The 12,332-nt window shown below is 43.9% G+C and carries 12 protein-coding genes; 3 read left to right on the plus strand and 9 right to left on the minus strand.

Features of this window, described 5'->3' with window-relative positions; genetic code table 11:
* Window positions 1-15: 15 nt before the first annotated feature.
* From AC6CIF_RS04655 to AC6CIF_RS04695, 9 genes are all read right to left on the minus strand, one after another.
* The gene (locus tag AC6CIF_RS04655; RefSeq protein WP_498198253.1) at window positions 16-1,353 is read right to left on the minus strand and encodes a hypothetical protein; all 1,338 of its coding nucleotides are present in this window, start codon (window positions 1,351-1,353) and stop codon (window positions 16-18) included.
* Window positions 1,354-1,468: 115 nt separating this feature from the next.
* Window positions 1,469-2,119, minus strand: coding sequence for an S-layer homology domain-containing protein (locus tag AC6CIF_RS04660; protein WP_498198255.1), 651 nt, complete (start codon window positions 2,117-2,119; stop codon window positions 1,469-1,471).
* Between the two features lie 23 nt (window positions 2,120-2,142).
* A complete protein-coding gene (locus tag AC6CIF_RS04665; RefSeq protein ID WP_498198256.1) occupies window positions 2,143-5,964 on the minus strand; it encodes a hypothetical protein in 3,822 nt (1,273 codons plus the stop codon).
* Window positions 5,965-6,031: 67 nt separating this feature from the next.
* A complete protein-coding gene (locus AC6CIF_RS04670; protein ID WP_498198258.1) occupies window positions 6,032-6,364 on the minus strand; it encodes a hypothetical protein in 333 nt (110 codons plus the stop codon).
* 20 nt (window positions 6,365-6,384) lie between these two features.
* Window positions 6,385-6,864, minus strand: coding sequence for a hypothetical protein (locus tag AC6CIF_RS04675; RefSeq protein WP_076331342.1), 480 nt, complete (start codon window positions 6,862-6,864; stop codon window positions 6,385-6,387).
* Window positions 6,865-6,993: 129 nt separating this feature from the next.
* The gene (locus AC6CIF_RS04680) at window positions 6,994-7,815 is read right to left on the minus strand and encodes a YomU family phage tail tube protein (RefSeq protein WP_498198260.1); all 822 of its coding nucleotides are present in this window, start codon (window positions 7,813-7,815) and stop codon (window positions 6,994-6,996) included.
* A gap of 255 nt (window positions 7,816-8,070) precedes the next feature.
* Complete coding sequence (locus tag AC6CIF_RS04685) at window positions 8,071-8,709, minus strand: hypothetical protein (RefSeq protein ID WP_498198262.1); 639 nt, start codon at window positions 8,707-8,709, stop codon at window positions 8,071-8,073.
* Window positions 8,693-9,784 carry a glycosyltransferase gene (locus AC6CIF_RS04690; RefSeq protein ID WP_307410629.1) on the minus strand — a complete coding sequence of 364 codons (1,092 nt, stop codon included), beginning with the start codon at window positions 9,782-9,784 and terminating at the stop codon, window positions 8,693-8,695. Before AC6CIF_RS04690 ends, AC6CIF_RS04685 begins: the two co-directional genes overlap by 17 nt.
* Entirely contained in the window at window positions 9,762-10,421 is a 660-nt protein-coding gene (locus AC6CIF_RS04695; protein WP_498198264.1) for a glycosyltransferase family 2 protein, read from the minus strand. Before AC6CIF_RS04695 ends, AC6CIF_RS04690 begins: the two co-directional genes overlap by 23 nt.
* Before the next feature lie 190 nt (window positions 10,422-10,611).
* Between AC6CIF_RS04695 and AC6CIF_RS04700 the strand changes: the two genes are divergently transcribed.
* From AC6CIF_RS04700 to AC6CIF_RS04710, 3 genes are all read left to right on the plus strand, one after another.
* Window positions 10,612-11,352 carry a GT-D fold domain-containing protein gene (locus AC6CIF_RS04700; protein ID WP_498198266.1) on the plus strand — a complete coding sequence of 247 codons (741 nt, stop codon included), beginning with the start codon at window positions 10,612-10,614 and terminating at the stop codon, window positions 11,350-11,352.
* A 183-nt stretch (window positions 11,353-11,535) separates the two neighbouring features.
* Window positions 11,536-11,805 (plus strand): hypothetical protein, encoded by a 270-nt coding sequence (locus tag AC6CIF_RS04705; protein WP_498198268.1) that lies wholly within the window; start codon window positions 11,536-11,538, stop codon window positions 11,803-11,805.
* A 175-nt stretch (window positions 11,806-11,980) separates the two neighbouring features.
* The gene (locus AC6CIF_RS04710) at window positions 11,981-12,208 is read left to right on the plus strand and encodes a hypothetical protein (RefSeq protein WP_036607823.1); all 228 of its coding nucleotides are present in this window, start codon (window positions 11,981-11,983) and stop codon (window positions 12,206-12,208) included.
* The last annotated feature ends 124 nt before the right edge of the window (window positions 12,209-12,332 follow it).

Here is a 12,332-nt window from a genome sequence, read left to right on the forward strand (position 1 = left end):
ATTTTAATCTCCCCCTTACTTGAATCGCTCGATGGTCCATTTCATGAATCGGTCCAGGAAAGCTACGGCTTCAGCCCGGGTCATAGCGGAATTTCCAAGGAACCATAGCTCTGCCTGCTCTGTGCCATTTGTAGGTCTCCCCATATCTGTTACTATCGCTGCACCATCCAGCTTGTTATTGATCGGAATGCCAGCAATTAGAGGATCATTATTGGCAAACGTTTCATCTTCCATCTCCGAGACGGCTATTTTCCAGAAAGCATCCTTGGACTGTTCTACCCGCTCACCTTTGGTTTGATAATAAATGGCTGAAGCTTTGCCGACATCTGCGAACCTTTCGCTCACATCTTTGAGATAATAGAATGTCACTTCGTCGCCTTCTGAAAAAGGTTGATTAAATACAACCGTGTGGTTGTCAATTTCCGAATAAGCCGGTGTTTCTTGGTCTTTATCTTTTTTTTCGTCTTTAAATTTCACTGTAATTTTAAGTTTCTTTTTACCTGCCGGATAATTGCCATTAAGCCTAAACACCCGTTGACCCTGAAATGCCGTAATAGGCTGATTAATCTCCGTCGTTGGTGCTTCCATGTCCGTAAATCTGGCATAGAACACCTTGCGCAACTTGTTAATCAGATGAAAGGCTTCTCCCCGCTGTATAATGGCATTAGGAAAGAAACAATTATTGTATGCTGGTTTGAGGGTTGTCGCTTTGATATTTTCACTCATGAACTTGTTATTCTTCGTCCAATAATTGAACTTGCAGGTAACACCGTTCAGATTAAAAGGAAGAAACACCGAGCCCCCTGGGCTGACACAATAAACATCCGTTCGGTAACCAATTGCCTTTGTTGCAATTTTGGTTACAGCCTCTGCATCTCCCATGGTGTCTGCCCATACCTCGGAAGGAATACTGAGTCTGCGAAGCGGTTGGCCTGCTGCATACAAATATTCCTGATGATTACGACTGAATGGATCGTAGAAATAGGTCGTCGCTGCGCTAAGTACAGCTCTGGGCAGATCTCCAGTCCAGGACACGGGTGGCCTTTTCCAAGCACTGTCCAGCAATGGTTCACCATAACTACAGAAGGACACCACCTGTCCTGCTTTTACACCCGTATACAACTCCACATCAGTTAATCCCTTACTATTGGTTTCAGCCGTTTGGTAGATCGTTTGAACACCATCAATAAACACATACAGTGGATTGTCATCTGTTGGTTTAATCAACACAGGCAGACTAAATGAGGTTTGCCCCGCTTTCCCTTTGATTTCTTCATATACAAAAGGCTTGCCTTCCTCAAACTTGTTATAGTTGATTCCGGCCACAAAGACTTCACCATCTTCCAAAACCATATTCGTGGCTTCCATAACATCGTTATAGAACCAGTCCCCTTCGTTTACATCAACCCATTTTCGTATGATAAACACCTCCTATCTTTAGAATAGACAGAAAAGAGAGTAGGTCACCCTACTCTCGAATTGTTCGTTCCAGCAAACGCTTGGTACGCATCAGGAAAGTAACAAACTCTGCTCTGGTTATGAAGTTTTCCGGTCTGAAATATAGAATGGGTGTGCCATCCAATTGTGTTACAACCGTCAGTCCCAAATCAGCCAAGCGTTCAATTGATTTTCTAGCCCAGTGGTCCTTGCCTTCTACCGTCTGTAAATCCTGGAACTGTATTGCACTCTTACGGTCATATCCATCTTTTTTGATCAGGGTCATGGTCAATTCGACCTTGTACCCCTTCTGATCTTTATCCATCGTATCCTGATGGTAGAAAATAGGGTCGACTTTGATGGACTCTACAACACCAACATAGATATTGCCCTTCTCATCATAAAATTTGTGTGTCCAGCCTACGTACATGGCATAGTCGTGATAGGATTGCTTATCTTTAAACAGGATGTTAATGATGGCCTTGTACGAAGACACGCCCATCTGATGAAAATGCGAGGGAGCATTAATCATTTTAATTTCCCTCACTTGCGGATTGGGCGAAGGTGATGAGTACGGATCAATAATTCTTCCGTTCACTGGCTCGAACTTCATGCCTGTATCTACATACAGCTTTCTTTTATACCGGTCATTAACTAAGCCAAACGGGTCTTGCTGAGTCATATCAGATGCCCTCCTCACCTATTTTATCTGGGGATATGATTGCTTCCCATTCTTGCACCTACATTACTAGCCATCCGGTTAACCAGACCCGGGCTGTTCTGCCGCAGTGTTTTATCCAACGTAGATGTCAGCCTCTCCACATCTTTTGTGCTGCCTGTCATATTATCGATGTTCACATGAACCGTAACATCACCCGAACCAACCATCACACTTTTATGTGTATTGTTTGTCGTCATGTAATCAAAGTAATCCATGACCTTAAGACCTGCTGGAATGTTGAATGAAGATATCGGTTTATCCATTTTTTTGCTAATTTCATACAAATTTTTGGACTGTTCTACACCCAATGACTGGATTTGTTTAAAAATCTGCATATATTCATCCGTGCCCGGTTTAAACAATCCACTATTCAGCAAACTATTCCAATCTTGCTTGATCGAACTTATTTGTGAGTTCATTTCAGATGCACGGGATTTGTTCAATGCAATTAATTCAGGTGCATCTTCCTTACCCCCATTAGCCGCCAGGAGATCATACATTCGTTTATCATAATCTAACTGCGTCAACTCAAACTGATCATTCATCTTGCGTCTAAGCTCATCAATTTGACTGTTTTTAACACCACTTAGTTCAAGTTCTGACTGTGCCTTCTGCTGTTTCTTCTCATTGATCTCCAGGCCTAGTTCATCTTTCTCTTTACCTTCAGCCATCTTGTCATACGTCTTCTGTAAACTTGCAATGGCCTTATCGAAGAACTTGATATTCTCTTGCAAATATTTCTCCATTAGCGCACGCATCTGACCAGAATCTTCGCGAACACCACTAATCAACAGACGGGATCGTGTGACTTGGTAATTGGTTTCGTTGTCACTTGTTGATTTGTTAAGCTGCCGATTAATCTTGGCAATCATTTCATCAATGCCATTGCTCTGTGGCTGAGGCGTATAGCCGTTAGCAATGGTACCTATTCCGCCCGCAGCAGGAATATACTGCATTTGAGGTTGAATGTATTGTATCTGCGGTTGTTGTTGTTTGTTGTCCCCAGGCGGTTTTCCAGACTCTTTATCCATTTGAATCTGGGCTTCTTTTTTCTCCTGCTTGTAGTTGTATTCCTTGCCCAGTTTCTTCTCAACTGCATCTCCGCCATCTTCACTCCAAACCGCCTTAAATCCCTTCCAGTAATCCCCGAACTTGTTATTGGTAGCATTGTTTCCGAATATTGAACTCATTGTGCCGGACACAGCGGCATCCATCCCCAGGTTTAACCCTTTCCACACTTTCCCTACAAAAGATGACTGCTCCATATCCTTGAAATCTTTGGCCAACTCTTCCTTATTGGTAGCGCGAATACTCTGTTTCTCCGCTTCTGACTTACCCATATTGTTCAATGGATCGACAAGACCAGAGACGACATCCATAGCGGTCATCGCTAACCCAAGTGCTGGTACAGCTTTTAAAGGCCTCAATAATCTCCCGCCGGATTTGACTAATTTCGAAAATTTTCCGGGTGTTTTAATCCCACGGGCAGCTTGCTCCGCATTGATGTCACGCTGAGTAATCGAATTACCTTGTCTATCTCGAAGAATATTTCCATCTTTATTACGCATTGGGGCATTGCTGTCAAAAAATGCTTTGCGATTGCCTGTGTCTTTCATATCCTTAAACCTGGAAAGAAGGCCCCTTTTGGGTGTATTTTTATTCCCTTTCTTCGAGTCGCCCCCCGGATTGAATTCATCCATTATCGCGTCTTTCATGACATCTTTGATCAGGTCTTCATGACGAGCTACAAAGGTTTTGTTTTTGTTATCCTTTTTGTCATCCTTAACAGGAGATTCAACGCCTCCTGCTCCTGGAATGACTAGTAATCCTCCTGAACCATTCATCATACTTGCGAGCTGAACCTGTTCAAGTTCCTTCAGTTTGGATATGTATGCTGTAGCATCGATCATGCCTTGTCTAAAAGAAGCATTTAACTCATTGACTTCGGTTCTCAATGTGGAGAGAACGTCATTCAATAGAGTTGACTGTTTACGCAGCTTCTGGATCTCGGATTCGTAGCGCTGAACATCGGTTGAGCCGTATGTAAACTCAGCATTAAGGAAATACAACTTGTTTCGTAGTTCAACTGCATCCAGGTCCATGTCATCCATCGCCATCATCAAAACTCTAGCTTGGTGTTCAAATTGCATCATTGCTCTACTCGTTTCATCCAGCTCTCGCCCAAGAAACTCAAGACTTCGCTTCGTCTTTACAATCTGAATATCGAGTGAGTGCATTTCTTCTCGCAACAGAAGAAGTTCTCGACTATACGTTTTGACTCGCTTCTCAGCTTCGTCACGTTCTTCTGCATGAATGGAAGAAGCTGCTGTATCCCCATCTTGTATAGCCTGATTGTACATTTTATGTTGATGATCTCGGTTAGTCCGTGCTTGAAGTACATCATCTTGCTTGGAGGCGGCCCTACTTTGAATTTCTGTTCTGCGATGTTCCAGAGTCTGCAGACGACTCTGCTGTCTGCCCATTTCCTGCGTTACACCAGCACGTTGCACATCCGTGACTCGAAGTCGCTTGGGAACATCGCTCCCCCTATTTTCGACTTTCCCTGGATCCGCATTCGTAGTACCGTATCGTTTCTGATCGCCTTCATTCATCACTTCACCGAACTTATCCCACGCAATCTGAACACCGACTTCATCCATAATTCGGTTAAGCAGTTCCATATGATCAACAATGCCACCCGTACGATCACCAATTAACCGCATGACTGCGATAAGATAATCGCCCAGCTCGGCAAATTCCTCTTTCAACCCTTGCATCGCCTCATGTGTTGCAATCTGAAATGCGATTTCGATCTCTCGTTGTCGGAATTGAAGGTTGTCTCTACTACCGGTGCGCTGATGGATCGAGGCGTTTGCATCCGTATCCTTCACTTGTTCAGCAAGAAGATCGAATCTAACTCGATTCGATGCAAAGCCCTGCTGAGGATGATCTCCTTTTGACTGAACCAACAATCCAGCCTTGCTAATCCAGTTGGCTAATGCATCCTCTGGTGCAAGCGTTCCATCAGGGTTACCAGCCATTGGAAGGGTCTGACGCATCATATCCATCAAGTCCTGAATGCCAACATCCAACATCGTTGAAGCTCTGATCATCATGTCTGTGACTTGGGACAGATCAAAGCTACTGCTTCCCCATGCCGGAGTAACAGCTTCCAGACCTGTTGCCGTCTGTTCTACATCCATATTGCCCACTGAATGCAGCTTGGCTACTTCTTCAGCAAACGCGACAGCTTCAGATGAATGATCATAATTACGAGAACCAATGCGATAGGCAAGACCTACATCTTCCTGATCCATACCATGTTGCAGTGCAATTCGTTGCAGATTTTTGACCGTTCCGGTTTGTGTGAATTGCCCACTGTCATTAGTTGTCCCAGAAGATCTAAGCTCGAAATTCTGGTCGGCCCGGCTCATCTGTTGATCCATCTGCTGCGACGAGTCAAGGGATTTCTTGAGTAATGTTGATGAATACCCCTTGGTTTCACCTGCTGAAATATATTTCATCGTATTCATCACGGAGTCTAACAACCCTTGTGATCCAGCTGCAGACACATCCTTCATTTCACTGAACGCTCCACGATAAAAGTGCTCCAAATCGGTAGTCAGTGTTTCAATCATTTGCGACTGCATATCACTTCTGATTGTCTCCACTCGTCTAATCAGTGTCCTAACGCCTGAAGGGGAACTCTCTTTCAGTACTGCGTTTTGTCCAGTTAATTGATCCTTATCCGTTAATATTTCTTGTGTTAAGGAATGTTTATCTCCTTGTCCTTCTGTTTCAGTCAAAAGAATCACCGCCTTTATGCATAAATCCCGTTCTACCTTCATTTAGGCAAAACGGGATGTCTCTCTTTTATCCTCCGAGCGCTTGTGCAAGCATACCGATATCATCTTCTGATATCTCTGTGTAATCCTCGTCATTGAAGGTTCTTTTACGTCTGACGGTCCCATCTTCTTCAACTTCCTCGCCCCCACCGCCACCGAACATGCGAAGAGGTGCTGTCATTAGTTCAACCTCAAATTGAATATATTTCTCGGCTGACTTGCACAGCTCCGCAACCTGAGGGAGTGTGTACTCCCAAATCTCCCACTTGTTCAGCCCACAGTGTTTATGGAGGGTGAAGAAGATTTCTCCCCAGTGAACGGGTTCCTGTGTTTCCGTATCACGGATTTCGGCTCCCTCCAAAGACTCCCCCTCGGTGCGTTCTACTTTTTTAGACCATTGAGTCCAATGAGCATATCAATGACTTTGCGAGCTGTGTTCAGATCAAGGTACTCATCCAGATATTCTCGATTGATGATATACTCACCATGTTCATCTTTCGTCACGATATGAGGATAATTTTTGAACGCCATTGCCAATACATCAAATAAATCCTGCTGCCGCTTTTCGTCCAGTTCATCATTCTCAGTCGGAATGAAGTTAAGAATAATGGCATCGATATTCACTGTCTTCAGCAACTTCATCAGACGGCGGGCATCCTTCAGGTTACATGGCGGAATACGATATTTCCGTCGATCCCGCAGCGTAATAATCTCATCATCTTCAAAGAATGCACGCTCAGCAGCTTCCACTTCCTCCGGAGTCACCCGTTTGTTTTCCGGATCATCTTTGATTCGTTTCGCCGCTTCCTCATTCAGCTTTTCCGCAAGCTCACGCTCGGCTTTTTCTTGTTCTGTTTCCATGAATTTAAAGACCTCCCCAGGACATTCTCCCCCATATAATAAAAAACCTGGCAAGGCAAGGCTCTGTGAAGGGGAGGACACAGATGCCGTTTGATACCTTGCCAGGAGCAATCAACCTTTATTTAGATATTAGATCTTGCTTGGTGCACTGAAGCGTTTGATACTGCCAATTTTTCCATCAGCACGTTCCGGATCAAGAATCTGCAAGGAGATGGCAGATGCAGAAGCGGCAGCACGCTGGGCATTGATGCTGAATGTTCCTTTTGCACGGCACATGTACAGCTCGGTTTCAACACCTGCATACGAACCATCTTTTTGCTGGAACGTACCGTGATGAATGACAGAGATTGGGAATGGGACTTCGTCAACCAACAGATCAACCATGTCTACAATTTGGTCTCGCTTGTAGTTCAACACAATCTCTTTACCGATATGGACCGCATTCAGGATGACTACACCGTTCGCTTCGTCGTAGAAGAACGCATTGGGTTCCACGGCTGTTCCTTTAGTAGTGAGTTGTTTCAGCAACGTGTTGGAATCTTTGAGACGAACCGTAATGTCACCGTTACTTCCATAGATATCACTCGCATGCTTCGGTTTGGCTTCCGCAAATCCAGAATTGGATACGCCAGCAACCACTGTAGACTGCTCATTCAGCACCCATACATAAGACTTCACTTGCTCTTGTACCGTTGAACCCATCATCAGCTGGATCGCATCCAGATCGAATTTGGCATCTGTTGCCGATACTTCAATCGATTTGGACTTCACCAGTACATCAATGGCGAACAGACCGTCACCACCAAAGATGTCCTCAAGCTCCACGTTAAGGTCAATTTTCAGATCTTGCAGGGTACCCAGGGTAACTACCTCAATTTCGCCCATCGGATCTTTTGGAAGGCGTTTAGCCATAAACGTACCTACACCTTTGATAATCATTTTTTTAGCCATTGAACAGTCCACTCCTTAGGATAGTATGTAATTTTAGCTACTGAGACTTGCTTAAGCCGGGATCAGGTTAATTGACTTGATGATCGGGAGATCCATTTCGTTTAACCCGTCTGGCTGTTCGCCGTCTCTGCTTTTTATAGTGTAGAACGCTATCTCCAATCCCTAACGATAATGTAAACGAAATATATTGAAGCACGATTAGCCCCGTCATCTTTGCAAAAGGAAAAAGCCTATATACGATCAAAGAAAAGACCCCTACATTAGAGGGGCCATTCTGTTTGGCAAAGCATCTATAATTTGCGCTACCTGTTCTGCACGTTCCTTGATCTCAAATTCATCGGCAGTAACCAGATGAACATGCGTGCAATATTTGCCATGCTCATAGATTCTCTCGGGTGTAATAAAGACAACGTCAGCAACAGCTTCCATCTTGTGTTTGTGCTTCTCGTACTGATCCGGATCAGTCAACGAATCAAATACGACTAGATCAGGATATGCTGTCTCGACAGAACTTGCCAGCCGGCTATCGTTCACCCAGTAGATCACGCGATCACCCTGAAACAGCGTACGGACATTCTGGCCCACACGGGCTAAGACAAAGTTTGGAAGCTCCGGATATGGATACTCCAAGGCATCAACCTGATAGAACTCATCACTGGAGTTGATATATATTACATTGTAGCCTACTTCCGCGAGTGCTTTTAACAGCCGTTGTGGTCGACGCCCGAATCGTTCACTATGGAAATCGATCGCAGGCAGATATACAATCGTTGTATCCGTGTTTGGGGTGTATGTCGTAACATTGAACTCCGTCGCGTCAATCTCTATTTCTTCAAGCTCAATTGTCGGTGTAGTCGATTGCCTACCAAACATTTGTTTAAATATCTTTCTCATTTCTCATACCTCCTATGACCTGATTAATCATCTTCACGGCATCCATTGCCCTGCCATCCCAACTATTAGACTTAGCCACCCTTACTCTTGCCGCAATTTTGGAAGCACTATTCTCACGAATCGCTTTCTCCAACATCACCCCGCAATTATGCTGATTCATAAAGTAAGTTACATCGCTGTACTTATGAACAATTTCCTCCATACGCGTTGTCAGCACAGGTTTGCCTGCAGACAAATATTCATAATACTTGATCGGATCGCAGCCCCGGATCATCTCTGTCAACTTGAATGGCACGATACAGACATCGAATTGAGCAATGTAGGCGGGAAGCACTTTATAATCTTTGTGCGGAAGACAAGTCACATTGGGATGCACAATATTTTTTTGATAGAGGGCATTGTTTCCAATCAAAACAACACGATAACCTTTATCTGCAATAGCGGTAATCAGCGAATAATCCACCCACGATGCCATTGCACCGTGGAAACCCACAATCTTTTGCCCATCATGAACATCGGGGAAGTCGGCCGGTTTGGGCAGAATTGCCCGCGCTTTCTCAAAATGTTGGTAATCTGCCCCGTTAGGGCACATAAATATTGGTTTGCCGTCATGTTTATGGGCCTCATACATCACCTTGGCAGTCGTCGCGATAAGATCTGCACGGTCAAAACATTTCGGGATGTAGGATTTCCACACAGCAAATTCGTCAGCCGAATTATCCAGGTAATCAAATACGGTAAAATCAAACTTCCGTCCATCCGAATAATTGTACTGACCTGGATTCGAGAACCAGAGTACCTTCTTTCCTTTGACCAGATGATCGTAATTCACACCTTTCTGCACAAGGAACAGATCCTCATTTAACTTTTCAATCGGGCGGCTCTGCTTTCTGTACGTTTCTTCATTGATAAAGATAGCCCGTATACCTGGAATATTGGAGAAGGCGGTCATCAATTGCTGAGGACGCTGGAACAAGAGGTTCCAGTCAAGTGCGGGCGGGTAAACAATGGTCATTTCTATACTTTCAAAAACCGGATTTTCTCGTTGTTTTCTACGAAGCAGCCAATTGAGCAATCAACTCCACCCCTTCCGCATAGGCATGAACGGGACGCAACCGAGTATCTACAAACAGTTCAAACCCCAGTTTTCGTGCTTGCTCACAGAATGGTGCATCTTCACCTGTTGGATGCCAACCATATCGAACCCCTGCTTCGATCACTTCACGCTTAATCAAATATACGGCACCTGTCAGTTCTAACGGGAACAAACCCGCTTTGAATTCAGGTATATGTTTTCCGCCGATCATGGCATTATGAGCCTTCAACTTTGGGTGATTCCGTATAAGCATGGAGCATATATCCTTGTCATTATCCATTAACTGCCTTAGGCTACCCTCAGGAATGATGATATCCGTATCAATTGAGAACAGATACTCACAGTCCGATTTCAGAAACTCATCCAGAAGCATATTCCTCAACAACGCTAGGTTGTGATAGGAATATTGTCCACGTATATGACCATATGTTCTCCCTAGATTATGAGTCAGATAAGGAATCTGATGACAATCAAGGATATGCTCCGTCTGATCTTCACTATCATTCAGGATGTACATATAATGCTTCTGCACGGCTTGTTGCTCAAGTGATTGCAAGTGCCGTTCCATAATCCAAGCCCTGTTTCGTACAGGACTACCTATAAATACGTTTTTCACAGTCCATCCCCTCTCCCTTTTTACATAGTCTAGACTGTTGCTCAATAACCATCGCACATTGAACAAAAAAGGAGTGATTCCTCAAAAGAAGAGAGAGAACGAAGCTTTTTTCCTATTCTAGTACAGAAGGAGTTGATGAATATGTATACCAAAGAAACCATTATTCACTCATGGAAAGAAGGTGACATGCATGCTGGGGAGTGTAGATTTAATCCGCAACTGGTTCCAAATGGCCTCTGATGGAGAAGCCCATGCTTCTGTTCGATTTGGGGATGCTTCCAACACCATTCTGGCCCACGATACCGTTCTGACTATGGATTTCATCAAGTCTCATTACGGCTGGTTGAACGACCCTACCTATTGTGGGATAACCTTACCCAATGCGAATGCGAGAGAGATTATTGTACATTGCCTGCAAAAAGCGGATTACGTCGGACATCTGATCCAGACAGATCACTGGTATTTCAAGCCGTTATTCGACATGTGCCTTGCATATTACAAAGTTGAACCAAGGGAGACCTTCTATGCTTTTGAGAATAATTACATCGCCCGATTCAAGTTATTCTACGAAACATTCAAGACCATGCCTATTCTGATCTGCGGAGCCAAGGCCGAGCAATATCGAGAAGTTCTGGAGCGGAGATACGGGTGGACAAGCATCGTGGGAACGGTGGACTGCCCCTCGTGGTCTCATGTGAGCACAGCATCCAAACAAATGGAACATATCTACCAACAGACACCTTGGAAGCTTGCTCTGGTGTGTGCAGGTGCACCCGGCAAGGTACTGGTTATTAAGGCCAAAGAACTGCAAACCGTAGGTGTTGACTTTGGTTCCGGAGCAGATGTTGCCATTCAAGCCGACAGCGAAAAGCTGAACGCATGGGATTACAACGGATTTCCTGATTATTGGGAAGGCAGACCAAAAAAATGACCCTCTCCGGGTCTTTTTTACTGAATAAAACGGTGATTCCAATCCGATTTTATTGACTTAGTAGCTGTTGATAATTTAAACTATCTGCCTTATTATTGTTAAGATAACTCCTAATCTAACTTGGTTTAAACTTGCATGAAGAGGAGCTCTGCTAAGATATTCAAACCGTTGGAGGGAAATGTAATGGCGTACTCGCAGTCAAAGACCGAAATAGTAGCAACTCATTTAAGAACAAGATTTATGGAAGGTAATGTAGAGGGACATGAGATCGTTGTTGCCTTGATCAGTATGGTCAAAGCTGAGAAGATTAATTTAGATGAGGTTGCCCCTATTCTCTCTACAGTTTTTTTTGAACAACCGCAAGGTATTCTGTTGGCACTCAAAAAAGCTAGCACTCTGATTGATGATGAATTAATTGATTCCATTATCCACGAAGTAAACGAAAAAGCTTAATCTTACATACAAAGGGAGAGCTTATCATCAGATTTTAATTTACAACAACCAGTTATTCTCTCCACACTTTTAGATTGAATAGATTCATCACTGAGAAATTGGAATTTATCGTTATTTTCTGTCCTCCTCCGCTTATTCTAGTAGTATTACGAAGGAGGGGACACCAATCGAGACAGTGAATAAAGCCATTTTATTTTTAGCAGTTATTGAAACCATGCTTGAAGCGCTCCACCATACAGAAGTAGATCAGACAGAACTTGTGGATTCGCTTGTCATGTTAGGCTTTGATCCCATTGAGATGTTGTACGAGACAAATACGATTAGATCTTTCCAAAAAATATGCAGGGCTTTCGCAGAACTCCATCTTACAGATGAGGCCCTGGACACGTTCTCAAAAGAGTAGTTACATAAGCAGAACCCCACATCACATTCGACCTGGGGTTCTGCTTTTTTATATTTATGAATTTTGAACCCGTTTTGAACCGGATCAGCTTAACCTTCCCCATCCTGCCTCGTATAGGTCATCT

The organism is Paenibacillus sp. GQ49, from assembly GCF_059759055.1.